Annotated in this window: 22 protein-coding genes; 21 read left to right on the top strand and 1 reads right to left on the bottom strand. The window is 40.7% G+C overall.

Annotated elements, in window-relative coordinates; translation table 11 throughout:
* Positions 1–90: 90 nt before the first annotated feature.
* From IGI66_RS07665 to IGI66_RS07595, 15 genes are all read left to right on the top strand, one after another.
* The gene (locus IGI66_RS07665) at positions 91–2271 is read left to right on the top strand and encodes a Tex family protein (protein ID WP_438848353.1); all 2181 of its coding nucleotides are present in this window, start codon (positions 91–93) and stop codon (positions 2269–2271) included.
* Positions 2264–2713: a SprT family protein gene (locus IGI66_RS07660; RefSeq protein ID WP_010780648.1), complete on the top strand. Its 450-nt coding sequence runs from the start codon at positions 2264–2266 to the stop codon at positions 2711–2713. Before IGI66_RS07665 ends, IGI66_RS07660 begins: the two co-directional genes overlap by 8 nt.
* Positions 2714–2814: 101 nt before the next feature.
* Positions 2815–4149, top strand: coding sequence for a UDP-N-acetylmuramate--L-alanine ligase (gene murC, locus IGI66_RS07655; RefSeq protein WP_010780649.1), 1335 nt, complete (start codon positions 2815–2817; stop codon positions 4147–4149).
* A 137-nt stretch (positions 4150–4286) separates the two neighbouring features.
* On the top strand, positions 4287–4766 hold the full coding sequence (locus tag IGI66_RS07650; RefSeq protein ID WP_044926163.1) for a MaoC/PaaZ C-terminal domain-containing protein: 480 nt from the start codon (positions 4287–4289) through the stop codon (positions 4764–4766).
* Positions 4759–5442 (top strand): Bax inhibitor-1/YccA family protein, encoded by a 684-nt coding sequence (locus IGI66_RS07645; protein WP_438848350.1) that lies wholly within the window; start codon positions 4759–4761, stop codon positions 5440–5442. Before IGI66_RS07650 ends, IGI66_RS07645 begins: the two co-directional genes overlap by 8 nt.
* A gap of 213 nt (positions 5443–5655) precedes the next feature.
* The gene (gene polA / locus IGI66_RS07640) at positions 5656–8295 is read left to right on the top strand and encodes a DNA polymerase I (RefSeq protein ID WP_438848348.1); all 2640 of its coding nucleotides are present in this window, start codon (positions 5656–5658) and stop codon (positions 8293–8295) included.
* A 268-nt stretch (positions 8296–8563) separates the two neighbouring features.
* On the top strand, positions 8564–9397 hold the full coding sequence (gene mutM, locus IGI66_RS07635) for a DNA-formamidopyrimidine glycosylase (protein ID WP_438848346.1): 834 nt from the start codon (positions 8564–8566) through the stop codon (positions 9395–9397).
* 2 nt (positions 9398–9399) lie between these two features.
* Entirely contained in the window at positions 9400–9999 is a 600-nt protein-coding gene (gene coaE, locus IGI66_RS07630) for a dephospho-CoA kinase (RefSeq protein ID WP_438848344.1), read from the top strand.
* A gap of 185 nt (positions 10000–10184) precedes the next feature.
* A complete protein-coding gene (gene nrdR / locus IGI66_RS07625) occupies positions 10185–10658 on the top strand; it encodes a transcriptional regulator NrdR (RefSeq protein ID WP_438848342.1) in 474 nt (157 codons plus the stop codon).
* Positions 10659–10669: 11 nt separating this feature from the next.
* Positions 10670–11983, top strand: a complete 1314-nt coding sequence (locus IGI66_RS07620) for a DnaD domain protein (RefSeq protein WP_438848340.1) — start codon at positions 10670–10672, stop codon at positions 11981–11983.
* Positions 11983–12909: a primosomal protein DnaI gene (gene dnaI, locus IGI66_RS07615; RefSeq protein ID WP_010780657.1), complete on the top strand. Its 927-nt coding sequence runs from the start codon at positions 11983–11985 to the stop codon at positions 12907–12909. Before IGI66_RS07620 ends, dnaI begins: the two co-directional genes overlap by 1 nt.
* Positions 12910–13025: 116 nt before the next feature.
* Positions 13026–13739: a tRNA (adenine(22)-N(1))-methyltransferase gene (locus tag IGI66_RS07610; protein ID WP_367377993.1), complete on the top strand. Its 714-nt coding sequence runs from the start codon at positions 13026–13028 to the stop codon at positions 13737–13739.
* Entirely contained in the window at positions 13720–14841 is a 1122-nt protein-coding gene (locus tag IGI66_RS07605) for a Nif3-like dinuclear metal center hexameric protein (protein ID WP_438848337.1), read from the top strand. Before IGI66_RS07610 ends, IGI66_RS07605 begins: the two co-directional genes overlap by 20 nt.
* Positions 14842–14865: 24 nt before the next feature.
* A complete protein-coding gene (pepT, locus tag IGI66_RS07600) occupies positions 14866–16095 on the top strand; it encodes a peptidase T (protein ID WP_010780660.1) in 1230 nt (409 codons plus the stop codon).
* Positions 16096–16197: 102 nt separating this feature from the next.
* The gene (locus IGI66_RS07595; protein WP_438848335.1) at positions 16198–17232 is read left to right on the top strand and encodes a lysylphosphatidylglycerol synthase transmembrane domain-containing protein; all 1035 of its coding nucleotides are present in this window, start codon (positions 16198–16200) and stop codon (positions 17230–17232) included.
* Positions 17233–17250: 18 nt separating this feature from the next.
* On the opposite strand, the gene IGI66_RS07590 is transcribed toward IGI66_RS07595, so the two are convergent.
* Positions 17251–18261 (bottom strand): zinc-binding alcohol dehydrogenase family protein, encoded by a 1011-nt coding sequence (locus IGI66_RS07590; protein WP_438848333.1) that lies wholly within the window; start codon positions 18259–18261, stop codon positions 17251–17253.
* A 157-nt stretch (positions 18262–18418) separates the two neighbouring features.
* Here IGI66_RS07590 and clpB point away from each other — a divergent pair, with 157 nt between their 5' ends.
* From clpB to tdcB, 6 genes are all read left to right on the top strand, one after another.
* Positions 18419–21022 carry an ATP-dependent chaperone ClpB gene (clpB, locus tag IGI66_RS07585; RefSeq protein ID WP_438848331.1) on the top strand — a complete coding sequence of 868 codons (2604 nt, stop codon included), beginning with the start codon at positions 18419–18421 and terminating at the stop codon, positions 21020–21022.
* Positions 21023–21293: 271 nt separating this feature from the next.
* Positions 21294–22163, top strand: a complete 870-nt coding sequence (locus tag IGI66_RS07580; RefSeq protein ID WP_438848329.1) for a glucosaminidase domain-containing protein — start codon at positions 21294–21296, stop codon at positions 22161–22163.
* A gap of 218 nt (positions 22164–22381) precedes the next feature.
* Positions 22382–23302: a cysteine synthase A gene (gene cysK, locus IGI66_RS07575; RefSeq protein ID WP_010780665.1), complete on the top strand. Its 921-nt coding sequence runs from the start codon at positions 22382–22384 to the stop codon at positions 23300–23302.
* Positions 23303–23404: 102 nt separating this feature from the next.
* Positions 23405–23842: a Fur family transcriptional regulator gene (locus IGI66_RS07570; RefSeq protein WP_010780666.1), complete on the top strand. Its 438-nt coding sequence runs from the start codon at positions 23405–23407 to the stop codon at positions 23840–23842.
* Positions 23843–24176: 334 nt separating this feature from the next.
* A complete protein-coding gene (gene ald, locus IGI66_RS07565; protein WP_438848326.1) occupies positions 24177–25286 on the top strand; it encodes an alanine dehydrogenase in 1110 nt (369 codons plus the stop codon).
* On the top strand, positions 25286–26293 hold the full coding sequence (gene tdcB, locus IGI66_RS07560) for a bifunctional threonine ammonia-lyase/L-serine ammonia-lyase TdcB (protein ID WP_010780668.1): 1008 nt from the start codon (positions 25286–25288) through the stop codon (positions 26291–26293). The genes ald and tdcB overlap by 1 nt, the downstream gene beginning before the upstream one ends.
* The last annotated feature ends 68 nt before the right edge of the window (positions 26294–26361 follow it).

Here is a 26361-nt window from a genome sequence, read left to right as displayed (position 1 = left end):
AACGTGAAGGTTTTTCTATGGATGGATAGAAGCAAAGTTCGCTGAACTATGATAAAATAGATAAGATTTTGGATGAAAAGAGGAATGGAAATGGCAGAAGGTTTAAACCAAGAAATCATTCAATTACTGAATAAAGAATTAACGGATTACCGTCCACAGCAAATCACTGTTGTTTTAACTTTATTGACAGACGGAAATACGGTGCCTTTTATCGCCCGTTACCGAAAAGAAATGACAGGCAGCTTGGATGAAGTCCAGATTCGCGAAATCGAAGAACGTTATAATTATTTAGAGAACCTAGAGAAGCGCAAACTGGAAGTACTGCGTTTAATTGATGAACAAGGAAAATTGACGGAAGAACTAGCACAAAAAATCCAAAAAGCAGTCAAAGTACAAAAAGTAGAAGATTTATATCGTCCGTATAAACAAAAACGTCGGACAAAAGCAACGATCGCCAAAGAAAATGGATTGGAACCTTTGGCTGAGTATTTAGTAAGCTTTCCGCAAAACGGGGATGTTTATACAAAAGCGGAAGAATTTATCAATGAGAATGTCGCCAATGCAGATGAAGCCTTGCAAGGCGCGCATGAGATCGTAGCCGAACAAATCAGTGACAATCCGGATTTCCGTACATGGATTCGCACCTTCACGAAAAATAAGGGCGTCTATCAAAGCAAAGTCAAAGATGCCGAGAAGGATGAAAAGGGCGTCTATGAAATGTATTATGATTTCGCTGAGCCTATTAATAAAATGGTCTCCCACCGTGTATTAGCGTCTAATCGTGGGGAAAAAGAAGAGGTTCTAAAGGTTTCAATCGTCGTTGAAGAGGACAAAGTCTTTGACTACTTGGAGCGCCAACTGGTACAAAATAGTCGTTCAATCACCGCAGAATTTGTTCGAGAAGCCTATAAAGACAGCTACAAACGGTTTATTGGCCCGGCTATTGAGCGAGAGATTCGAAACGAATTGACCGAAGATGCCGATGAACAAGCCATCAATATCTTTGGCGAGAATTTACGCAACTTGCTTTTGCAACCTCCTTTAAAAGGAAAAGTCGTGTTGGGCTTTGACCCCGCGTACCGTACTGGCTGCAAACTAGCAGTCGTAGATGAAACAGGGAAAGTGTTGGCCATCGAAGTGATCTATCCCCATAAGCCAGCACCTCAAGCCAAACGCCAAGCAGCCGGCCCAGCCTTTCAAGCGTTGATCAAAAAGCACGGCGTCGAAATGGTTGCTATTGGGAACGGGACAGCAAGTCGTGAATCTGAATTATTTGTTTCAGAGCAGTTGAAACAAGTACAACAAGAAGTGTTTTATGTCATCGTGAATGAAGCAGGAGCTTCCGTGTATTCTGCCAGCGATGTAGCACGCGCAGAGTTTCCAGAATTACAAGTAGAAGAGCGCAGTGCAGTCAGCATCGCGCGACGCTTGCAGGACCCTTTATCGGAATTAGTGAAGATCGATCCAAAGGCGGTAGGTGTAGGGCAATACCAACACGATGTTTCGCAAAAACGGTTATCTGAACGACTTGATTTTGTCGTTGAAACAGCCGTTAACCAAGTGGGTGTCAATGTCAATACAGCGAGTCCGCAGTTGCTGCAATATGCTTCTGGACTAAATAAGACCACTGCGCAAAATATTATGACGTATCGTGAAGAAAATGGCGCGTTTACATCACGTCCGCAATTAAAAAAAGTGCCGCGCTTAGGACCGAAGGCTTATGAGCAAGCCATTGGATTTTTACGGATTCCCGATGCAAAAAATATTTTGGATACAACAGCGATCCATCCGGAGAGTTATGCTAGTGCGAAAGAGATTTTGGCTCTAGCAAATGTGGAGCTTAAATCTTTAGGCTCTGAAGAAGCAACAGAGAAAATCAAAGGGTTGCAGTTAAGCCAATTGCAGCAAGCGCTGGAAATCGGAAAAGAAACAATCAAAGATATTCTTCAAGCGTTGCTTCAGCCTGGTCGTGACATGCGTGATGAAATGCCCGCACCGTTATTACGCCAAGATGTTTTGACAATGGAAGATTTACAAGCAGGGATGGAACTGCAAGGAACCGTCCGCAACGTAATTGATTTCGGTGCATTTGTCGATATCGGCGTAAAACAGGACGGGTTGGTCCATATTTCTAAATTGAGCAAAAAATTTGTTAAACACCCAACGGACGTTGTATCGGTCGGAGATGTGGTAACTGTCTGGGTTGAAGCGGTGGACGTCAAAAAAGGCAGAATCAGTTTGACAATGGTTCAAAGTGACAATCATGACTAATCAAGAATTACAGGTTCTCGTCGAAAAGATTTCTCAGGAATTTTTTCGACGTCCCTTTTGTCATCGAGCAACATTTAACAAGCGATTAAAAACAACAGGTGGTCGTTACCATCTAAATAGCCATGATTTGGATTTCAATCAGTTGGTCTTTCAAAAATATGGGGAAGAAGAATTGATCAAAATCATCAAGCATGAACTTTGTCATTATCATTTGCATATAGCTGGACGAGGGTATCAGCACAAGGATAGAGAATTCAAACAACTGTTGAAGCAGACAGGAGGTTCACGGTTTACACCGCCGCTAGCTGTGAAAACGTATCAAGTGTACCAGTGCTTAAAGTGCCAACAAGAAGTCATTCGTCGTCGAAAACTCGACACGAAAAGGTATGTATGCGGAAGATGCCAAGGGGAACTAAAATTTTTGAAGATGATTGAAAAATAAGGAAATAAAAACATCTTGAAGAATAAAAGATTGCTATTTTTACGGATTTATATGATAATGTGAACCGCAAACAATTTTGTACATATAAGGAAGAGGATTAAATGAATAATAAAGATACACTTTATCATTTTGTTGGAATCAAGGGTTCTGGAATGAGCTCATTAGCTTTAGTTTTACATGAAAAGGGCTATCGTGTACAAGGTTCCGACGTTGAAAACTATTTCTTCACTCAACGTGATTTAGAAAAAGCTGGCATTACTATTTTGCCATTTAGTAAAGACAACATTAAAGAGGGTATGAAAATCATTCAAGGAAATGCGTTTCCTGATACCCATGAAGAAATTGCTCGAGCGAAAGAACTAGGTCTGGAAATCGTTCGTTACCATGACTTTATTGGAGAATTTATCCAGCCTTACACGAGTATCGCAGTGACAGGGTCACACGGAAAGACGAGTACAACAGGCTTGCTTGCCCATGTATTAAATGGATTGGCGCCTACGAGCTATCTAATCGGTGATGGGACTGGACACGGTGTACCAGATGCGACCTTCTTTGCATTTGAAGCCTGCGAATACCAACGCCATTTCTTGGCCTATGCACCAGATTACTCCATCATGACGAATATTGACTTTGATCATCCTGATTACTTCAAGAGTATCGGTGATGTGTTTGAAGCTTTCCAAACATTGGCATCACAAGTTAAAAAAGGTATCTTTGCTTATGGTGATGATGAATACCTGCGTAAACTAGAAGCGGATGTTCCTATTTATTATTATGGACTGTCAGAAAATGACGACATCCAAGCACGGAATATCGTTCGTACGACGAATGGTTCTGCATTTGATGTGTACCATAAAGAAAAATTTATCGGACGTTTCTCCGTTCCTTCATTTGGAAAACACAACATTCTCAATGCGTTGTCAGTTATCGCTGTTGCCTATTTCGAAGGACTGAACATGGACAAGGTGAGAGATGAGATGCTGACTTTCTCTGGTGTGAAACGCCGCTTTACTGAAAAGAAAGTTGCAGATATGATCATTGTCGATGATTATGCGCATCATCCTGCTGAAATCAAAGCGACGATTGACGCCGCTCGTCAAAAATACCCTGAAAAAGAATTGATCGCCGTGTTCCAACCACATACATTCACACGGACGATTGCCTTAATGGACGATTTCGCTGAAGCGCTGGACCGTGCGGATAAAGTATATCTATGTGATATTTTCTCATCTGCCCGCGAAGTTGCTGGAGATGTAAAAATTGAAGATCTAGGTGCGAAAATTCAAAAGGGCGGACAAGTAATCAAAGAAGAAAACATGTCGCCGCTTTTAGACCATGAAAATGCAGTAGTTATATTTATGGGCGCGGGGGATGTACAAAAATTTGAACGTGCTTATGAAAACCTATTAAGTAATACGACACGCAACGTGTTATAGTAAGTGACCCTCGGCAAACCATTGTCGAGGGTCCTCTTCTTTTTTTAATCTTCGCAAAAAATTAATACAAAAAAGGTACAAGCTTGTGTTTTACTTGCTTTCTGATAAAATAATGAGTAGAACAATACACGGAGGGAATGAATTTGTATACTATGAAAGCTCGGAAAATAGGCAAATCGATTGATGAAATTGAGGAAGGTGACTCGTTATCGTTAACGGAATCAATCGAAGATAATCAGATTCTTTTATATTTAGGATTAACAAACGATGCCAATCCTTTGTATATCCAACATGATTACGCAAAAGAAACTGAATATGAACAACCACTTGTCCCATCGGTTATGTTAATGGGGATCATAACAAGTGCGATTTCAAAACATTTACCAGGACCGGGTTCTCATGTCGTGAATTTTTCTATCAATTTTATTGATCCAGTTTTCCATTACGAAACGTTGACCTTTGAGTTTGAAGTGATCAAAGTGGATAAAATGAAAGATGTTGTTACGATCTCTGTTGAAGCGGTGGAGTCCACCGACAATGAAGAGAAACGCATTTTAGATGCAGTGGTAATGGTGAAACCGCCACAGGCACATATAGGAGATGATTTGAATGAATAATCAAGAAACACAAGTTTATGGCTTGAATCGTTTTTATGGAAAGATTTATGCCTTTCTAGCGATGGGAATCGGTATTAGTGCAATGATTTCATATATGACATTGAATGTTTGGAGCAGTCAAGTCGCACGCTTTATCAATAATTTTCCGCTAGGTTTTTGGGGAATCTGGATCGCTGAGATCGCCTTAGTTATCTTTTTAGGTGTGAAAGCACAAAAAAATCCCACGTTAGCAATTGGTGGATTTATCGTTTATTCTGCGTTGAATGGATTGACGCTGGCAGTTACTTTGGCAATGTATGATATTGGTACCGTCACTCAGGCATTCGTTACAGCATCTGCTACATTCCTAGTGATGTCACTGATAGGTTCATTTACTAAACGTGATTTATCGGGCGTTGGACGAGCAGCATTGAGTTGTCTGTTCGGGATCATTATCGCCATGCTGCTAAATGTGTTTGTATTACGTAGTGGTGCGGTAGATTTCTTCATTTCCATTTTAATGGTAGTGGTCATGTCAGGGATCACGGCGTATGACAATCAAATGATTCGAAAGATTTATCAAGGGACGAACGGTGAGGCAGGAAATGGTGTGGCCGTCTTTATGGCGCTACAGCTTTACTTAGATTTCATTAATCTGTTCATTTCATTCTTAAGAATTTTTGGAAGTAGTAAATAGAAAGAGACGAGCGATCGTCTCTTTTTTTTGCATTAAAGAAAGAATCCGAGAAAAAATGGCTCCATTCTTTTCATTTCATAGATTACTTTGTTAAAATGAGGGGTGGAAGATCATCGCCATAGAAAAATGGCTGGAACATGATGACTGATGTGCTGAAAAACGCATTTATTTTGTAAAAATCAACTACATTAATAGAAATTAGGGGTCGAGTATATGAGTGAAAAGAAATTATTATTAGTAGACGGCAATAGTGTTGCGTTTCGTGCCTTCTTTGCTTTACACAATTCTTTGGAGCGCTTTAAAAATAAGAATGGGTTGCACACGAATGCGATCTACGCGTTTAACAACATGTTTGAAAATGTAATGGATCGAGAAAAACCGACACATGTATTAGTAGCTTTTGATGCGGGAAACACGACGTTCCGTACAGCCATGTACTCTGACTACAAGGGTGGGCGATCAAAAACACCGGGAGAATTCCGAGAACAGATGCCCTATTTACGTGAATTATTAGTAGGCTTAGGAGTAAAGCACTACGAGCTCGATAATTATGAAGCGGACGATATTATTGGTACACTCGCACATCGCGCAGCCGAAGAGGGATTTGACGTAGTTGTCCTATCTGGTGACCGCGATTTGACTCAGTTAACGACGGATAAGATCAAAGTAGATATCACTGTTAAAGGGGTAAGTGAGATCGAATCCTACACGCCTGAGCATGTAGCTGAAAAATATGATGGATTAACGCCTCATCAAATTATCGACATGAAGGGCTTAGCGGGAGATACTTCCGATAATTACCCTGGTGTAACGAAGGTTGGAGAAAAGACAGCGATCAAGTTGTTGAAGCAGTTCGGTAGTGTTGAAGGCGTTTATGAAAATATTGACGAATTGAAGAAAAGTAAAATGAAAGAAAATTTGATCAATGACAAGGATCAGGCGTTTCTTTCTAAAGAATTAGCGACCATCAAACTAGATGCACCTGTGGATGTTTCGATTGATGATTTAGCGTACAACGGGAAAGATTTAGACAAGTTGATCCCATTCTTCAAGGAAATGGATTTTAAAGGCTTTTTGAGCAAATTAAATGTTGAAGAAGAAGAAGTTGAATTAGAGGACATAAAGTTTGAAGTGGTTGATGAATTTACAGAAGAGATGTTCACCGCTGATTCAGCTTTATATGTAGAAATGTTAGAAGACAATTATCACCTATCGGATATTGTGGGTGTTGCTTGGGGAACCAAAGAAAAAATATATGTGACCGACGAGTTGGCGCTTTTTGATAGCGATGTGTTTAAAAAATGGCTGGAAACTGCAAACGGTAAAAAAGTTTATGACGCAAAACGCACGTATGTTGCATTAAATCGTTACATTACTAAAACAGAAGGTATCAATTTTGATGTTTTACTAGCGGCGTATCTTTTAGATACCAACGATAATAGCAATGACATCGCAGGAGTCGCTCAATATTATGGCTATACTGAGATCCAAACAGACGAACAGATATACGGAAAAGGCGCTAAAAAAGGTCTCCCTGAAGATCGTGAAGTCTTCTTTGGACATTTGGCACGGAAAATCAAAGCGATCCATTTCTTAAATGATAAATTGGAAAAAGAATTGGAAGAAAAGAAACAGGATGATCTGTTTTATCAAATGGAACTGCCGCTTTCACGTATTTTGGCTGAAATGGAAATTACAGGGATCACTGTTGATGCGCAACGGCTGCAATCGATGCGTGGAGAGTTCTCCAAACGTTTGCAAGAGATCGAAAAGAAGATTTATCAAGATGCGGGAGAAGAATTCAATATTAATTCACCGAAACAGCTGGGCGTTATTTTGTTCGAAAAAATGAATCTGCCAGTAATCAAAAAAACGAAGACCGGTTATTCCACAGCAGTCGATGTGTTGGAACAATTACGAGAGCAAGCGCCAATTGTGGAGCATATTTTAAACTATCGTCAGATTGCTAAGATTCAATCAACTTATGTAGAGGGTCTTTTGAAAGTGATTCAAAGCGACAACAAGATCCATACTCGCTATATTCAGACATTAACGCAAACGGGACGATTGAGTTCAGTGGATCCGAACTTACAAAATATCCCGATCCGTTTAGAAGAAGGAAGAAAAATTCGTCAAGCGTTTGTGCCGCGAGATGAAAACTGGTTGATTTATTCTTCTGACTACTCTCAGATCGAGTTACGCGTTTTGGCACATATTTCTGGAGATGAACATTTGAAGCAAGCCTTCCGTGACGGAATGGATATTCACACGAGTACCGCGATGCGTGTCTTCAATGTTTCTGAAGACGAGGTAACACCGAATATGCGCCGCAATGCAAAAGCAGTGAACTTTGGTATCGTTTATGGGATCTCTGATTACGGCTTGTCACAAAATTTAGGAATCACCAGAAAAGCAGCTCAAGAATATATCGATACGTATTTCGAAAATTATCCAGATGTAAAACGGTACATGGAAGAAAGTGTTCGAGAAGCAAAAGATAAAGGCTATGCGGCTACCTTATATAATCGTCGACGGTATTTACCAGACATTAATGCCCGCAACTTCAATCTTAGGTCCTTCGCTGAGCGAACGGCGATCAATACACCTATCCAAGGGAGTGCTGCAGATATTTTGAAGTTGGCAATGATCGAAATGGCAAAGCGTTTGAAAGAAGAAAAATTACAAGCAACGATGCTGTTGCAAGTACACGATGAATTGGTATTTGAAGTCCCTGAGAGTGAATTAGAGCAGTTAGACGCACTCGTAAAAGAAGTGATGGAAAATACTGTCCAATTAGATGTGCCGCTTTTGACGGACAGCAATTGGGGCAAAACATGGTATGAAGCAAAATAGTGAGAAGCTGGAAGAAATTCTAGCTTTTTTACTTCATTTAAATTGCTGCGGGCATGTTAGAATAAGAATGATTGCTTGTTCTTTCTAGAGAAAACAAATTATTTTTCGCTTTTTTAGAAAAATGGTACCGTTAATACGAACTTGCGCCTTTTTTGCGAGATAAAGATACGTACCGCTTCACTGTTAATATACCCAGAAATGTGAAGGGCGTACCTGGCTCAAGCAAGTTCATAAAATCGAATAAAAGAATAGAGTTAGGATGATAGATATGCCAGAATTGCCAGAAGTTGAAACAGTAAGGAAGGGGCTAGTTTCTTTAGTCAAAGGAAAGACGATCGCAAAGGTCGATGTTTATTGGCCAAGAATCGTTGAATTCCCAGAAGTAGAAATTTTCCAGCAGCAGTTGATCGGTGAGACCATTGAAACTGTCGAACGTCGGGGGAAGTATTTAATTTTTCAGTTTACTCATTATGAAATGGTTTCCCATTTAAGAATGGAAGGCAAATATGAATACTTTAAACAGCCGACACCACTAGATAAGCACAGCCATGTACGCTTTATTTTTTCAGATGGTTCAGAACTAGTCTATCATGACGTTCGAAAATTTGGCCGAATGGCGCTGCTAAAAAAAGGGACAGCCAAGGAGTACAAAGGTTTGGCCCAATTAGGACCGGAGCCGACAGATGAAGACTTCGATCTAGCGCTTTTTAAACAGCAGTTAAAAAAATCCTCAACCGTGATCAAGCCATTATTATTAAATCAAAAAGTGGTTGCAGGTTTAGGGAATATTTACGTGGATGAAGTGTTATGGTTGGCAAAGATTCATCCAGAGCAGCCTGCCAATACATTGAGTGCGCAATCTGTTCGTCGTTTACGAGAAGCCAGCATTGAAGTGATTGGAAAAGCCAAAGAAGCAGGCGGCACCACTATTCGGACGTACTTGAATGCGCTGGGAGAAGCAGGTCATTTTCAACAAGAGCTGCATGTCTATGGACAAACGGGTATGCCTTGCTCTCGTTGCGGCACACCAATTATAAAGATCAAAGTTGCTCAGAGAGGAACGCATCTCTGCCCACATTGTCAAAAATTGAAGAAGGTGTAAAGATGAGCTTTGTTTTAGGCATTACTGGAGGAATCGCTAGTGGAAAATCGACGGTGGTAACTCTTTTTAAAGAGCAAGGATTCCCTGTTGTCGACGGGGATATTGTTGCTAGAGAAGTGGTTGAACCGGATACGGAAGGACTTCAGGCTCTAAAAAAAGTTTTCGGCTCGGAAATCATCAAAGAAAATGGCGCTCTAGATCGAAAAAGATTAGGAACGATTGTTTTTCAAGATGAAGAACAGAGAAACCTGTTGAATGGAACATTAGACTCTTTTATTCGGAAGGAAATTACGAAACAAACAGAAGAGGCTAAGCGCGTAAGCCCCCTTGTGATCGTGGACATTCCTTTATTATATGAAGGAAAGTATGAAGCGATGATGGATCAGGTCGCGGTAGTTTATGTCACTCCAGAAATACAATTGCAACGGTTGATGATGAGAAATGATTTTTCAGAAAAAGAAGCCTTGGAACGAATCAACAGTCAGCTTTCTTTAGAAGAAAAGAGAAAACGAGCAGATGTAATCATCGATAATTGTTCCTCGAAAGAAACAACGCAGCGGCAAGTCCTTGATTGGCTAAAAAAAAATAAATTTGTTTCTTAAAGAATTCGGTGTCGTAGCAGTACGACGCTTTTTTTAGCGCGCTGGTTATGGTAAACTCATGTTATATAAACAAATAAATTTAATGTCACAGCGAATCGTTGTTTTTAAAAAATTGTTCTATATAACAAAATATATTTCACAAAATCAGTGAATTTAACTAAACGTAAGAAAGTGTGGGTGAAGCAATGCGTTGTCCAAGATGTAATCATAATAATTCTCGAGTGATCGATAGTCGACAAACTGATGACGGACGAGCGATTCGCCGTAGAAGAGAGTGCGAAAGCTGTGGGTTTCGGTTTACAACCTTTGAGCGGATCGAAGCAGCTCCTTTATTAGTTGTTAAGCGAAACGGGGATCGTGAAGAGTTCAGCCGTGATAAAATTTTACGCGGATTGATCCGTTCGGCGGAAAAACGCCCAGTCGCGATGGAGCAAATGGAACAAATCGTTGATCACGTGGAAAATCGCGTCCGCAGCTTGGGAGAAAATGAAGTTCCAACGAGTCAGGTTGGCGAATTTGTCATGGAAGATTTGATGGAAGTGGATGAAATTGCGTATATACGTTTTGCAAGTGTGTATCGACAATTTAAAGATATGTCTGTGTTCTTGAAGGAATTACAGGAGATCGTTGATAAAGCGAAATCAACGGATGAAGAGTAGGAGGCTTTTTAGTGGCAGAAGAACTAAAACCCAGCACCTTTTACACGGTCTTTGGAGAGCCACAGCTTGATCAAAGTAAGCAAGAGGCGTTGCTTTATTTGTATCAGCCGATCATTGGCAGCGCCGCATTAAGTCTCTATTTAACCTTAGCAAGTGATATTACCATCGAAGGAAAAAGTCCTAGTTTGATGCATACAGACTTGCTGGCTGCTGTCGATACTGGACTGATGAATTTGATCAAGGCACGAGAACAGCTTGAAGGAATAGGTCTGCTAGACACGTATCAGCAAACGGATGATGAGATAGGCTTGAGCCTGCTGTATCGTTTACGGACACCGATGTACCCAGTTAAATTTTTCCAAGATCCATTAATGGGTTATTTATTATTAGAAAAAATTGGCACGCGACGGTATGAACGTTTGGTGGAGCGTTTCAAGCCAAAGGATTTTGACACAACCACTGCTAAAAATATCACGAAGCGTTTTCGCGATGTTTACCGTTTTGATGAGAAAATCTTTGACAGCCAGAGTGAGCTGCTGGAAAAAACACAGGATGATTTTTCAGATTCCAGAGACTTTGATTGGTCATTGTTTAGCCAACAATTGAAACGATTCAATCTTATTTTATCTGTTGATGAACGTGAAAAATTACAGACCTTCCAGACCCTTTATGGTTTGGGGGAACTGGACCTTGCAGAATATGTTGCCAAAGCTGCGGCGGGTGAGAAGACAGGCGTTAATTTTACTTATTTGCGACAATTGATCAATAAAGAGAAACGGCCGATTATTCCGACTGCTTCACCGGAAGCTGTTACTGAAAATAAAGAGACGACGGGGACTTTCTCACCGCAAGAGTTAGAAATTATTACACAAAGCAAAAAAATCGCGCCGGTCACTTTCTTAAGAGCGATAAAAAGAGAAAAAGGCGGATTTGAAACAAATACGGAAGTTCGATTGCTTGAGGAATTGATCGGTAGAAATTTACTCCCTAAGAGCGTCATCAATATCATCATCAACTATATCTTGGTGATCCAAAATCAAGCTGTAATCAATGCGAATTATTTAAATGCGATCGCCAACGATTGGGCGCAAAAGAAGATCACAACGCCGGAAGCAGCAATCGCGCATGTCCGACAGAACAATCAAAAATTGGTTCGTAAGACTCAACCCACGCGTTCAAATTACCAAAAGCGTGGAGCGGGTCGTAAAGAGGCGTTGCCGGAACATATCAAGCAACCGCCAAAAGAAACAAAATTGACGCCAGAAAAAGAAGCGGAATTGAACCGTAAATTAGCAGAATATTTGAGTAAAGAAGGTGACGATTGATGGAAGATGTAGGAAAAGAATTGAATCGCATCATTAGAAGCCGCGGAGTTGATGGCCGTTACCGTCAAATGATGGAAGAAGTTTTGGCTGATCCGGATGTTCGTCAATTTATTGAAGAACACAAAGAAAAATTAACGCAAGAGGACATTGAAAAATCTTTTGCGAAGCTTTACGAATTTGTGCAAGAAAAGAAAAAATTCTTGGCCTCTGATCCAACCATGATCGCACCAGGCTACGAACCGCAATTAAGCTTGAATTTTCATTTTATTGACGTTACTTATGTACCTACCGATGAGTTGTTGCGTTTGAAGCGCGAGGAGGAAATCCGTAATCGAGTGAATTCTTTGGATATGCCTAAAGATATTCGTAAAGCCTCTATCCGTACTTTTGAGGTCACTTCAGGACGAAGCGAAGCGCTGGAGGCTTCCTTAGATTTTATAAATCAGTATGAGGGCAGCCCTAAGTCGTTTCATAAAGCGTTGTATTTAGTGGGGACATTTGGTGTAGGGAAAACCTACTTGTTAGGAGCCGTGGCCCATGAACTGGCTGTCAAAGGATTCGAAACCACGCTGTTACATTTTCCAACCTTTGCTGGAGAAATGAAACAAGCCATTTCAAACGATAAAGTGGGCCCTAAATTGAATGAAGTGAAGCGTGCGCCAATTTTGATGATTGATGACATTGGTGCCGATTCTATGAGTGCATGGATTCGTGACGAAGTTCTAGGTGTTATTTTGCAGCACCGTATGCAAGAACAGCTCCCAACATTCTTTTCTTCAAATTTCAATATGGATGAGTTGGAAGAACATTTGTCTGTCACCCAACGCGGGGATGAAGAGCCGTTAAAGGCTAAAAGAATCATGGAACGCATTCGTTATTTGAGTAAGGAAATATTCGTGATTGGTGAAAACCGTCGAAATGGTTAAAAAGCGAAAAGTTTCTTAGAAAAAGAGAAACGCCCTATTAAAAAGCGCTGTCATTTAGCTCTTTTTAAGGGCGCTTTTTTTAAGGAGTGTTATAATTATTTTTAGGATGTGAAAAAATGAACGCGAAAGATTTATCCCTTCGTTTACAAAAAGCGGCGGAATTTGTTCCGCAAAATGCCCGATTAGCCGATATCGGCTCGGACCATGCCTATCTTCCAGTGGCACTGATGCTTCAAAATAAAATTTCTTATGGTATTGCCGGGGAAGTTGTTGTAGGTCCCTATAAATCCGCTCAGAAGCAAGTAGCAAAAAACGGATTAGAAAACAAAATTGATGTCCGACTTGCAGATGGACTGGAAGCCGTAAAACTGGAAGACCATGTTTCAGCCATTACTATCTGCGGTATGGGCGGTGTATTGATCCGCGATATTTTACAGCGGGGAAAAGAAAAAAATCGTCTATCTGGAGAAGAACGACTGATCTTGCAGCCAAATGTTGGTGAACGGCAATTACGAAAATGGTTAGTAGATGAGGAATATACGATTACTGACGAGTCGATCCTCGAGGAAAATCAGAAGGTCTATGAGATAATCGTTGCAGAAAAGAAAGAAACCATTCCAGAGTACACGGAAAAAGAGTTGTTCTTTGGGCCGATTTTGTTGAGAGAAGAAAATGAAGTATTTTTAGAAAAATGGCAATATAAATTATCTAAGAGTGAGAGAATTTTGAACAGCTTACATCAGAGTGATCAAGATGTAGCGGAGAAAATCCGTGAAGTCGCACAAGAAATCGAATGGATCAAGGAGGTACTTGCACATGCAGGGAAATAGATTTATTCAACGATTCAACGAGTATTGTCCTGAGTGGTTAGCTGAAGATGGCGATCCTGTTGGCTTACATATCGGCACCTTAGATAAAGAGGTCGATCGCATTATGATGAGTCTGGATGTTCGTCCAAATGTTGTTGAAGAGGCAATCGCTAAAAAAATTGATCTGTTGATCGTGAAGCATCCTCCGATATTTCGTCCAGTTTCTCGCTTGACGACGGATGAGGTGCAAACGAAGATGTATGCAGATTTACTTAAGCATGACATCGCAGTCTATGCGGCACATACCAATATGGATATTGTTTCTAATGGATTGAATGATTGGTTTTGCGAAGCCTTGGATGTTTTCAATACGAGTTATTTGGTCCAAACGCACACGATCTCCATGAAAAAAATGGCTGTTTATGTTCCGCAAGAAAACGCAAAAGAAATGCGTCGAGCATTAGCTGAAGCTGGAGCGGGGGAACAAGGGAATTATCAAGCAACCTCGTTTACAGTAAATGGGACAGGTCGTTTCACACCAACGGAGGAAGCGAACCCGGCAATTGGATCGAAAAACGTGCCGGAACAGGTTCAGGAAAGTAAAATCGAAGTTATTTTTCCTGAAACGAAACAAGCAACGGTTGAACAAGCAATGCTCGCTGCGCACCCCTACGAAGAACCGGCTTATGATATCTACTCGTTAGATAATCTCACTGAGAAATTTGGGATTGGCCGAATTGGTGAATTGAAAGAAGCACTGCCGACGGAAGATTTCATTGAGAAGGTAAAAGAAACATTTCAATTGGAAGGATTACGGGTCGTTTATCCTCACACGGGGAAGAAAACGATCAAGCGAGTGGCTATTTGTGGCGGAAGCGGTGAAAAATTTTATCGCGATGCTTTGGCTGCGAAAGCGGATGTATACATTACTGGAGATGTCTATTACCATACCGCGCATGACATGCAGGAAACAGGGATGATGGTGATTGATCCGGGGCATTATATTGAGTCATTGTGCAAAGAAAAGATGGTGGCTCTATTTGAACAATGGAAAAATGAAGAAGAATGGACAGTCGATTTCTTCGTGTCTGAGACGTCCACGAATCCTTTTTCATTTAAATAAATAAGCATTAAAGGAGAGAGTAAGATGTACGAAAATTTATTACCACGTTTTTTAGACTATGTGAAGACAGAAACTCGTTCTGATGCGACAAGCACCACAACACCCTCAACACAAACACAGGTAGCATTTGCCAAAGAGCTGATGAAAGAATTAGAAGAAATCGGCATGAAGGATGTTGCTTATAATGAAAATAACGGCTATGTGATTGCTACTTTGCCAAGCAATCTTGACAAAGAAGCGCGGACGATCGGCTTTATTTCTCACATGGATACCGCAGACTTTAATGCAGAAGGCGTCAATCCTCAAATCATTGAGAAATATGATGGCGAATCAACGATCAAACTTGATGCTGAAGGCAAATACACATTGAACGTAAAAGATTTTCCTAATTTAAAAAATTACAAGGATCAAACCTTGATCACGACGGACGGATCGACGTTGCTTGGCTCTGACGACAAATCTGGGATCGCTGAAATTATGACAGCGATGGAATATTTGATCGCTCATCCTGAGATCAAACACGGTGAAGTTCGTGTTGGTTTTGGTCCGGATGAAGAAATCGGTATCGGTGCGGATAAATTTGATGTAAAACAATTCAATACGGACTTTGCTTACACGATGGATGGCGGGCCAATTGGTGAATTGCAATATGAAACCTTTAGTGCGGCTCAAGCAGAGATCACGATGCACGGCAAAAACGTGCACCCAGGAACAGCGAAAAATACCATGATCAACGCGTTGCAAATGGCAATCGATTTCCATAATCAATTACCAGAAAGTGATCGTCCTGAAAAAACAGATGGACGTGAAGGGTTCTTCCATCTATTAGCATTAGATGGCAATGTGGAAGAAGCGAAAATGACCTACATCATTCGCGACCACGACCATGATAAATTTGAAGAACGCAAACAAATGATTACGGACATCCAATCAAAAATGAACAGCCAATTTGATCAAGAGCGTGTGGAAATCAACATGTACGATCAATATTACAATATGGGTGAAATCATCAAGAAAGACATGAGCATCATTGATCTAGCGAAGCAGGCGATGGAGGAAGTAGATGTAAAACCTGTCATTGAACCTATCCGCGGAGGAACAGACGGTTCGAAGATTTCTTTCCTAGGAATTCCTACACCAAACATCTTTGCCGGAGCAGAAAATATGCACGGGCGCTATGAATTTGTTTCATTACAAACAATGGAAAAAGCGGTCGATGTGATTGTGAAGATTATTGAGAATAACGCAAAATAATTTTTTTCAGAGAAAAGCTTTGAGGAAACTCGAGGCTTTTTCTTTTTTTGGTTACGTGCATGTGTTAGGGTAGAACAATAAAGATAAAAATGAGGCTAAAAAATGAACGTACCAATCAATCGTAAATTGATTTTAAATATCTTCTTGTTTGTTGTGATGATCGGCATTATCATTTTTGTGATCCGTGATTCCTTAAGCGATATTTTTACTGAACTTGGAAAGACATCCTTGCCGGTACTTATCGGTGTAACAGGTCTAGGGATCGTCAGTCAGATCATTGAAGGCTACACAATCAAAAAAATTGCTGGCGAATTCAATCCAGACTTTACTATCCGTGATGGGTTCTTTGCTTCCGCCTATTCGACGTTTTATCGTGTCATTACGTTTGGTACAGGTTCGATCGTCGCGGAGGTAATTTATTACCACAAAAAGGACTTGAAATATTCAGAGGGCACAGGGAGCAGTGCATTACGCATGATCACTTATAAAATGGCATTGATCGTGTGGGGCGTCTTCTTTTTGATCGTTAAAAGCGATGCGATTCAAGATGTTATTGCAAACGGCATCTTTTGGGTATTAGCGGGTATGCTGGTCACGTTGCTGATTATGGCGATTTTGTTACTTTTAAGCTTGAATATCAACGCGCAAGTCGTATTGGTGCTGATTTGTAATCGCATATTTAAACGGCAAAAGCTTCGCGACATTGTTGATAAGGTGAACAATCAGGTCTATTCGTTAAGAGGCGCGATCCAAACATTTATTCGTGATCGAAAAGCAGTGATTCGTGTTTTTTTCTCAAACATGGCAAAGTTGGCAGCTTGGTATTTTCTGCCTTACTTTATTCTAGTTCAGGATTATCCGGATATTGATATTTGGTTAACTGTGGCGCTGATCAGCTTTACGGTGATACTCGGGGGGGTTTTACCCGCTCCGGGAGGGATCGGAGGCATTGAATTTGTCTATGTGCTATTATTCAGAAATGTCGTAGGCAGAGTAGATGCTGTATCTTCATTGTTGCTGTACAGGTATGCCACCTATTTGCTGCCATTTCTGATCGGTATGGTTTATGTACTGTTTAATAAGCAAAAAGAAATTAATCATGAAATAAAAGAAGCAAAAAAAGAAGTGAACGATTGAATTCGTTCACTTCTTTTTTTAGTAATGTACGACAAGTTTGCCGATCATATTGTTTTCTTCAACAAATTGATGCGCTTGATAAAAAACATCTGGTGAGAATCCTGGGATAATTTTGGTCAACGTGCTTTTGATTTTTTTCTCTTGAAGCAGGTGAATCATCAATGCTAAAATTTCACCTTGAGAAGCAATGTTGTAATCGTAATCTGTCTTAGCGAACATGTACTCCCAATCAAAGCTGCCGGATTTATTTTTTAACTTAGCAATATTCAGATCCTTACTGGATTCTACGATGGAGCCTAAGTGTCCGAAGGGTTCAAGCAGGTCACTCATCTCATCAAAATAACGGTCTGTAGAATGAAGAATCATGATATAAGGCAAAGAATTGTAGTTGATTCTTTTTAATTGCTTTGTTAAATCCTTATGATGGTCGATGACATGATCAGCTCCCATTTTTTCGGACCACTCTTTGCTCTCTTTACGTGAGGCAGTAGTAATCACTGTCAATCCAGCCCATTTCGCTAATTGGGTCGCCATTGAGCCGACACCACCCGCGCCATTGATGATAAGAATGGCACCGTTGTTTTGGTTTTCTTCGGGAACCAACTTCATTTTTTCGAAAAGCAGTTCATACGCCGTCAAAAAGGTCAAAGGCATCGCGGCAGCTTCGTCCGTTGAAAAGCCGTTTGGTAATTTCGCAACGATTCTTGAATCGACCACCTGGCTTTCGCTGTAACTGCCGAATCGTTTTGTTGTACCTGCGAATACCACGCGATCACCAATCTCGATAGATGAAACTTCGCTGCCGACCTGAGTCACAATGCCAACGCTATCAAAACCTAACACGTGAGGCTGTGGTGTGCCTTTTCCAGTTTGTCTGAGCTTTGTATCTACTGGATTGATGGAGACCGCCAGATTCTTTACGACAAGGTCAAATCTATTTAATTTAGGAAGCATTACTTCGTATGTTTCAAAATGGTTTCCGTTCGAAAGGGGGAACCCTTTTTCGAACCCGATGACACGAGAAATCATTGAATCACTCTCTTTCTGATAATGAGAAAATTGTAGCATTTTTTTGTTTTTCTTCATAATAATAAACGTTGATTTTGATGAGTATATCGTTTGACCTTTACTGACCAAAAGAATATACTAGTAGATGTAAATGAATAAATCTGTCGGAGGTATGACTATGAATATCGAAAAAATGACGACAACTTTACAAGAAGCAATTGCGGAAGCGCAACAAATCGCTGTGACAAGAAAACATCAGGAAATCGACATTGCGCATCTATGGAAAATATTTTTGCAACCCAATCACTTTGGGCGCAACTTTTATACGGATGCAGGAATCGATGTTGATCGATTCGAGCAAGAAGTAGACAAGGCATTAGATGACTACCCAACGGTTAATGGTGGTAATGTCCAATATGGGCAAAACCTTAGTCAAAATTTATTTAACCTGCTGAATGAGGCAGACAAACTACGCGAGAACTTTCAAGATGATTTTCTATCAACGGAAATTGTCATATTAGCATTGATGCAATTGAAAAATTATTCCTTGACGAAATATTTGATTGCGCAGGGATTAAATGAAAAAGAAGTACGAAAAAACATTGAAGACATACGAGGAGGAGATCGAGTGACCTCACAAAATCAAGAAGAAACCTACAAAGCGTTAGAAAAATACGGTGTGGATCTAGTCCAGCAAGTAAAAAATGGAAAACAAGACCCTATCATTGGCCGAGACGAAGAAATACGAGATGTGATTCGGATTCTCTCACGTAAAACTAAGAACAATCCTGTCCTGATCGGCGAGCCAGGTGTCGGTAAAACGGCAATCGTTGAAGGTCTTGCCCAACGAATCGTAAGAAAGGACGTACCAGAGAATTTGAAGGATAAGACGGTCTTTTCTTTAGATATGGGTTCCTTGATCGCTGGAGCGAAATTCCGAGGAGAGTTTGAAGAACGTCTGAAAGCTGTATTGAAGGAAGTTAAAAAATCAGATGGGCGTATTTTATTGTTCATCGATGAGATTCATACGATCGTCGGCGCCGGAAAAACAGAAGGCAGTATGGATGCTGGAAACATATTGAAGCCTATGCTGGCTCGCGGTGAACTTCATTTGATCGGCGCTACAACATTGGATGAATACCGTCAATATATGGAAAAGGATAAAGCGTTGGAGCGTCGTTTCCAAAAAGTTCTTGTTAAGGAACCTACTGTTGAAGATACGATCAGTATTTTGCGTGGGTTGAAGGAACGCTTTGAGATCCATCACGGTGTAAACATCCATGACAATGCATTGGTGGCAGCCGCTACTTTGTCTGATCGGTATATTACGGATCGATTTTTACCGGATAAAGCAATCGACTTAGTGGATGAGGCAAGCGCAAGTATTCGTGTAGAAATGAACTCGATGCCAACGGAATTGGATCAGGTGACGCGTCGGCTGATGCAACTTGAAATCGAAGAAGCTGCTTTGAAAAAAGAAAGCGACGATGCAAGTAAGAAACGTTTGGCTAGCTTGCAAGAAGAGTTGGCAGATCTCCGTGAAGAGACCAATGCCATGAAGTTGCAATGGGAAACGGAGAAAGAGGAAGTAAATGTTGTTTCGAATAAACGGGCTGAAATTGATCAAGCCAAGCATGAATTAGAAGATGCTGAAAACAATTACGATCTCGAACGTGCAGCAGTACTCCGTCACGGCACCATTCCTAATTTAGAAAAAGAACTGGCCGATCTAGAAGAAAAAAATCAAAAAAATGACATCAGAATGGTTCAGGAAGCCGTGACCGAAAACGAAATCGCACAAGTCGTCGGACGTTTGACTGGTATTCCTGTGACAAAATTAGTCGAAGGCGAGAGAGAAAAACTTCTAAGCTTGAATAGTACGCTCCATAAGCGTGTCATCGGACAGGAAGAAGCAGTGGACGCAGTAAGTGATGCGGTCTTACGCTCACGTGCAGGCTTGCAAGATCCTAATCGCCCCCTAGGCTCGTTCCTATTTTTAGGACCAACAGGGGTCGGAAAAACAGAGCTGGCAAAAGCGTTGGCAGAAAACTTATTCGATTCAGAAGATCATATGGTACGAATCGATATGAGTGAGTACATGGAAAAGCATTCGGTGTCTCGTTTAGTAGGAGCGCCTCCAGGCTATGTCGGTTACGAGGAAGGCGGCCAATTGACAGAAGCGGTTCGTCGCAACCCGTACACGATTATCTTATTAGATGAAATCGAAAAAGCCCATCCAGATGTATTCAACATTTTGCTACAAGTCTTAGACGATGGTCGTTTGACAGATTCTAAAGGACGTTTAGTGGACTTTAAGAATACTGTTTTGATCATGACCAGCAACATCGGGTCACAGGTATTGTTAGAGGGTGTGACGGCAGATGGAGAAATTCCAGAAGCGACGAAAGAGCAAGTACTAAGTCTATTACGCGGACATTTCAAACCAGAATTCTTGAATCGGATTGATGATACGATTCTCTTTACACCATTGAGCTTAGAGGACGTAAAAGGGATCGTTGAGAAAATCGTTCAGCATTTGTCTCAGCGATTGGAGGAACAAGACATTCAATTGGCTATTACGGAAGATGCGAAAAGCTGGATTGCTGAAAAGGCGTATGAACCGCAATACGGAGCGCGTCCTTTAAAGCGGTTTATAACGCGTGAAGTAGAGACACCTTTAGCAAAAGAAATAATTGCGGGGCGTGTTATGCCGAAAACAAAGGTCTCCATCGAATTATTCGATGACCAACTAGTCTTTCAAAATGAACCAATGAACGACTAAGCGTTATACAAACAACGATTAAAAGAACAATAGGAGCGAATCATCGAGAAATGATATCTTGATGATTCGTTCTTTTTTTTATAATTAGACAGTTATAAAAAAAGCAAGTGTATTCAAACAGAAATATAACAACTATTTCATTACGGATGTTACGAAGTAATGACAAATTAGTGAATTTATGGTGTTTAAATTGTTTGTTAATTGTGATTGCATTATACTTTTAAAGTAACCAAAAATGAGGAGCTCTGCAAAAGTTTCCTGGAGGTATATAATGAATCAATATAAAACACGTACCGAAAAGTATAATTATATAAGAACGCAGCAAAAGGAAAAACGGATAAAGACTGCCAAAAAAACAGTGCCGTTATTAGGAACAGCCATGATTCTTTCTCCCGCTGTTTTAACGATGAATACCGTGAAAGCAAATGCTGCTGAGATGGGTCAAGTACAAAACCAATCAGCATTCATCGAGCAACTCGGCGCTTCTGCGATGCAAGTGTCTGCATCCAGTGATCTCTATGCGTCGATCATGGTAGCACAGGCATTAGTCGAAACAGGCTTTGGCTCTTCTCAATTGTCTTCTGCGCCGTATTACAATTTGTTTGGCGTTAAGGAATATAGCGGCGGCCCTTCTGTTACCATGAGCACGAAGGAATATTTAAACGGCCAATGGGTCACAATGAATGAACCTTTTGCCGTATATAGCAGTTATGCGGAGTCTTTCCAAGCACATGCCAGTCTTTTAGCGAGTTCGTATTACGCTGGAGCGTGGAAAAGCCACACGAACAGCTATCAAGATGCCGCTGTCTACTTAACGGGTCGATATGCGACAGATCCAGGTTATGCAGGGAAATTAATTTCTTTGATTCAGACGTACAACCTGACTCGCTTTGACACACCAGGAGCCGGGACAGCAGTCCAAATGACCGATCAAGCACAATCGGCAGCGGCTCAAAATACGGCTCAATCAACAGAAACTGCCAGCACATCGCAAGCAAGTGGTCAATCCTACACGGTACAATCTGGAGATTCGATCTGGGGGATCGCAGAGAAATTTAATATCAGTGTAGATCAGTTATTAGCAGATAATGGTTGGAGTTCTGATTCAACGATTATGCCTGGTGACACGATCGTCATTTAATCAATTAGAGATGGAGCAGCTTGCTCCATCTTTTTCTTGCATCAATTTTGTCATAAATATCAGTATGTTTTCTGTTAAGATTCAGAATAGCTCTTCTTTCTTTCTGAAAAGCGAAAAAATCGAAGGGATTCACAATTTTTAAAGGCGAAATTCTCGCTTCTTTGCCCATTATTCGTTAGTATAAACTTACATAAGGTAAGGAATGGAGCGAGGAAAAAATGACAAAAATTTATAATTCAATTTTGGATACAATCGGTGAGACGCCTATCGTAAAACTCAGAAATATGACGACGGATGATATGGCGCAGGTTTATGTTAAACTGGAATCATTTAATCCTGGCGGAAGTGTGAAAGATCGTATTGCTCTGAGAATGATCGAAGACGCAGAAAAATCAGGAAAATTAACACCAGGTATGACGATTATCGAGCCTACGTCTGGAAACACAGGCATCGGGTTGGCGATGGTAGGTGCAGCTAAGGGCTATCCTGTTACACTTGTTATGCCCGAAACCATGAGTATTGAGCGTCGCAAATTGATGAAGGCTTATGGTGCTGATCTTGTCTTAACACCTGGTCCAGAAGGAATGAAGGGCGCAATCGCAAAAGCGTCGCAATTAGCAGAGGAAAATGGTTGGTTTGTGCCAGCTCAATTCGACAATCCTGCGAACCCAAAAGTGCACGAACAAACGACAGCAAGAGAGATCGCCAATGCATTTGAAAAAAATGGATTGGATGCTTTTGTGGCTGGTGTGGGCACCGGCGGAACAATTACAGGTGTCGGTAATGAACTAAAACGTATGTATTCAAACATCAAAATTTACGCGGTCGAGCCTGAAGAATCTCCAGTTTTAGAAGGCGGTGCACCAGGTCCCCACAAGATTCAAGGAATCGGTGCAGGATTTGTTCCGAAAATTTTAAATACTGACATTTATGATGACGTGTTGCCGGTCAAAGCTAGCGATAGTATGGAAACGGCACGAGAGATCGCCAAAAAAGAAGGGATTCTTGTAGGGATTTCTTCAGGTGCAGCATTGTTTGCAGCGATCGAAGTAGCGAAGAAGATGGATCGTAATCAGAAGGTATTGGTTCTGTTGCCAGATAATGGCGAACGTTACTTGTCTACCGAGTTGTTTGAATAAAACCAATATGTTTATGAAAGTCATTAATTTTTGAATCCAACTAGTATTTCCCCTCAGATAATAGTATCATTTTAATAGATAATCCAAACAGGAGGGGCTTATATGGTAAATGAGGCAGTAGATCAGGCGGTCAGAGAGTTAAAGACCGGCGGAGTTCGTATTACGCCACAACGTTATGCCATTTTGGAGTATTTAATCCAGTACCGTAATCATCCGACAGCTGATGAGATTTTCCGTTCGCTAGAAAGCCGCTTCCCAAATATGAGTGTGGCTACAGTGTACAACAACTTGAGAAAGTTCGTAGAGATCGGCATCGTTCAGGAGATGAATTATGGGGATGCAGCAAGTCGTTTTGATTTCACGAACAAGCAGCATTATCATGCAATTTGTACAGAATGTGGAAAGATTGTTGACTTTTTCTATCCTGGATTAGAAGATGTAGAAATGGCATCAAGTAAATTGACAGGTTATCAAATCAATAAGCATCGTTTAGAAGTTTATGGTTTGTGTCCAGATTGTCAAACAACGGCTGAGGAATAATTCCTCAGCCTTTTTTTTCATTCAAATGCACGATTCAAATACTACGACAAATGAGAAAAATCACACAATAAAGTGCAAGCGATTGCACGTTTTTTTATTAAAAGAACTTTTTAAAGAGAATAAAAAAATACAAAATGAAAGTATTCTTATTTAAGAATGCTGATTTAACAGTGTTTTTAGAAAAAAATAGTCGGTAAAATGAACGGGGTTATTGAAAAGATGAGATATCAATAACACTTGAGTCATGTTTGTTGTTTAAAAAAGGCATTGTGATATATTAAACATGTTCTGAAGTTAAAGAACTTCAATAATAATTTTGTAGGAGTGATTTACTGTGAAAATCGGCGTAATCAAAGATCCAAAACAAGGTGAAGCTCGTGTAGGTATGACACCTGAAAATGTAAAAATTTTAGTAGAAGCAGGCAACGAAGTATTGGTCGATGACCATGCGGGTGCTGGATCAGGTTTTACTAATGAACAATATGTTGAAGCTGGCGGAAAGATCGTAGACACAGATACAGCGTGGACAGCGGATTTAATCGTAAAAGTAAAAGAACCAATGGAAAGTGAATATCACTATTTCAAAAAAGGTCAAATCATATGGGGCTTCTTGCATTTAGCTGCAAATAAAGCCTGTGTTGAGAAAATGATGGAAGTTGGCGTGACCGCTTTATCTGGTGAAAACATCTCAATCAACGGTGTATTAGAATTATTGAAACCAATGAGTGCGATCGCTGGACGACGTGCAGTAAACTTGGGTCAATATTATTTAGAAAAACAACACGGCGGAGAAGGCATCTTGCTTCCTGGTATCGAAGGTGTTGAAGCAGGAACTGTTGTGATCTTAGGCGGCGGGAACGCTGCGGAAAACTCAGCAGATATGGCTGTTGGGATTGGCTGCCACGTCATCATTCTTGAAGTCAACGAAAACCGCATCAAACAATTGCAAGAGCGCTACAAAGATCATAATGTAGATGTACTTGTTTCAAATACTGAAAACTTGGAAGAAAAAATCAAAGAAGCAGATGTATTTATCTCAACAGTCTTGATTCCAGGAGCAAAACCACCAAAATTAGTGAAAGAATATATGGTTGAATCGATGAAACCAGGTTCTGTGATCGTGGATATCGCGATCGACCAAGGTGGTACAGTTGAAACGATCGACAAACCAACGAACCATGCCGATCCAGTATTCACGAAACACGGAGTCATCCATTATGCAGTTCCAAATATGCCAGGTGCTACACCAAGAACAGCAACGATCGCATTAGCGAAAGGAAATATTTCTTTCCTTAAAGATGTTAGTGTGAAAGGCTTAGACGAAGCATTGAAATCAGATGAATCATTAGTATCAGGATTAAGTGTTTATAATGGAAAAGTTGTTTCCAAAGCGTTAGCAGATTCAATTGACGTACCTTTTACTGAAATAGGAGATGTTTTATAATGACGGACACAATGACAAAGCTGCCTGTATCTATCGAAGATATTCATGAAGCAAAAAATGTCGTAAAACAATATGGACGTGTCACACCGTTGATTCAATCAATGTTCTTGACTGCAAACACTGGCGGACAAGTTTTCATGAAATTAGAGAACATGCAATTAACAGGGTCCTTCAAATTCCGCGGGGCGTTTAACAAAATCGCACATTTGACACAAGCGGAAAAAGACAAAGGCGTTATCGCCGTTTCTGCTGGGAACCATGCACAAGGCGTAGCATTGACTTCTAAATTATTAGGAATCGAAAGCACGATCGTTATGCCGGAAACTGCACCAAAAGCGAAAGTGGAAGCAACAGAAGGTTACGGCTCAAAAGTGATCCTTCACGGTTCTGGTTTCGACGATGCGAAAGCTTATTGCGAAAAAATCGTTGAAGAAACAGGCGTAACTTACATTCCTCCTTACGATGATGAATATGTCATGGCTGGTCAAGGAACGATTGGTCTTGAAATTTTGGATTCAATTTGGGATGTGGACACTGTTATCGTACCTGTCGGCGGTGGCGGCTTGATCTCTGGTATTGCAGTAGCAATGAAAACATTCAATCCAAACATCAATATCATTGGGGTCCAAGCAGACAATATCCATGGGATGACTGCTTCATTCCGAGCAGGGAAAAAAGTTGGCTATAAAAAAGCCGCAACGATCGCTGACGGCTGTGCAGTAGAATTTCCAGGAAACTTGACGTTTGAAGTTGTTGAAGAGTTAGTGGATGATATGGTTACTGTATCTGAACAAGAAATCGAAGTAGCGATGAAAGACTTGATCCAACGTACAAAAATTGTCGTTGAGGGTGCGGGCGCTTTAGCAACGGCAGCGATTCTTTCTGGAAAAGTAGACAAGTATGTAAACGGCAAAAAAGTGGTTGCTGTCGTATCCGGCGGGAACGTAGACTTGAACCGTATTACAGACGTTATCGGACACTTCTCAGTAGCGAACGAATTGAAATAGAAGAAACCATTAAAATTTAAGTGTAAAGTTTTTTAGAGAAATACTTTACAAATGTAAAGCCGATCGAC

The sequence above is a fragment of the Enterococcus sp. AZ048 genome, from assembly GCF_051715125.1.
In the GTDB taxonomy this organism is placed as follows: Bacteria; Bacillota; Bacilli; order Lactobacillales; family Enterococcaceae; genus Enterococcus_A; species Enterococcus_A gilvus.
This window is presented reverse-complemented; position numbering and strand designations above follow the sequence as displayed.

What these genes read in the sequence shown, in the direction of transcription:
- IGI66_RS07650 (WP_044926163.1), top strand. Translation starts at nt 4,287, where the DNA reads ATGAATTTGTATACTATGAAAGCTCGGAAAATAGGCAAATCGATTGAT.
- IGI66_RS07580 (WP_438848329.1), top strand. Translation starts at nt 21,294, where the DNA reads ATGAATCAATATAAAACACGTACCGAAAAGTATAATTATATAAGAACG.
- IGI66_RS07660 (WP_010780648.1), top strand. Translation starts at nt 2,264, where the DNA reads ATGACTAATCAAGAATTACAGGTTCTCGTCGAAAAGATTTCTCAGGAA.
- mutM (WP_438848346.1), top strand. Translation starts at nt 8,564, where the DNA reads ATGCCAGAATTGCCAGAAGTTGAAACAGTAAGGAAGGGGCTAGTTTCT.
- IGI66_RS07610 (WP_367377993.1), top strand. Translation starts at nt 13,026, where the DNA reads ATGAACGCGAAAGATTTATCCCTTCGTTTACAAAAAGCGGCGGAATTT.
- IGI66_RS07590 (WP_438848333.1), bottom strand. Translation starts at nt 18,261, where the DNA reads ATGATTTCTCGTGTCATCGGGTTCGAAAAAGGGTTCCCCCTTTCGAAC.
- tdcB (WP_010780668.1), top strand. Translation starts at nt 25,286, where the DNA reads ATGACGGACACAATGACAAAGCTGCCTGTATCTATCGAAGATATTCAT.
- IGI66_RS07645 (WP_438848350.1), top strand. Translation starts at nt 4,759, where the DNA reads ATGAATAATCAAGAAACACAAGTTTATGGCTTGAATCGTTTTTATGGA.
- coaE (WP_438848344.1), top strand. Translation starts at nt 9,400, where the DNA reads ATGAGCTTTGTTTTAGGCATTACTGGAGGAATCGCTAGTGGAAAATCG.
- murC (WP_010780649.1), top strand. Translation starts at nt 2,815, where the DNA reads ATGAATAATAAAGATACACTTTATCATTTTGTTGGAATCAAGGGTTCT.
- clpB (WP_438848331.1), top strand. Translation starts at nt 18,419, where the DNA reads ATGAATATCGAAAAAATGACGACAACTTTACAAGAAGCAATTGCGGAA.
- dnaI (WP_010780657.1), top strand. Translation starts at nt 11,983, where the DNA reads ATGGAAGATGTAGGAAAAGAATTGAATCGCATCATTAGAAGCCGCGGA.
- nrdR (WP_438848342.1), top strand. Translation starts at nt 10,185, where the DNA reads ATGCGTTGTCCAAGATGTAATCATAATAATTCTCGAGTGATCGATAGT.
- pepT (WP_010780660.1), top strand. Translation starts at nt 14,866, where the DNA reads ATGTACGAAAATTTATTACCACGTTTTTTAGACTATGTGAAGACAGAA.
- IGI66_RS07665 (WP_438848353.1), top strand. Translation starts at nt 91, where the DNA reads ATGGCAGAAGGTTTAAACCAAGAAATCATTCAATTACTGAATAAAGAA.
- IGI66_RS07570 (WP_010780666.1), top strand. Translation starts at nt 23,405, where the DNA reads ATGGTAAATGAGGCAGTAGATCAGGCGGTCAGAGAGTTAAAGACCGGC.
- cysK (WP_010780665.1), top strand. Translation starts at nt 22,382, where the DNA reads ATGACAAAAATTTATAATTCAATTTTGGATACAATCGGTGAGACGCCT.
- IGI66_RS07595 (WP_438848335.1), top strand. Translation starts at nt 16,198, where the DNA reads ATGAACGTACCAATCAATCGTAAATTGATTTTAAATATCTTCTTGTTT.
- polA (WP_438848348.1), top strand. Translation starts at nt 5,656, where the DNA reads ATGAGTGAAAAGAAATTATTATTAGTAGACGGCAATAGTGTTGCGTTT.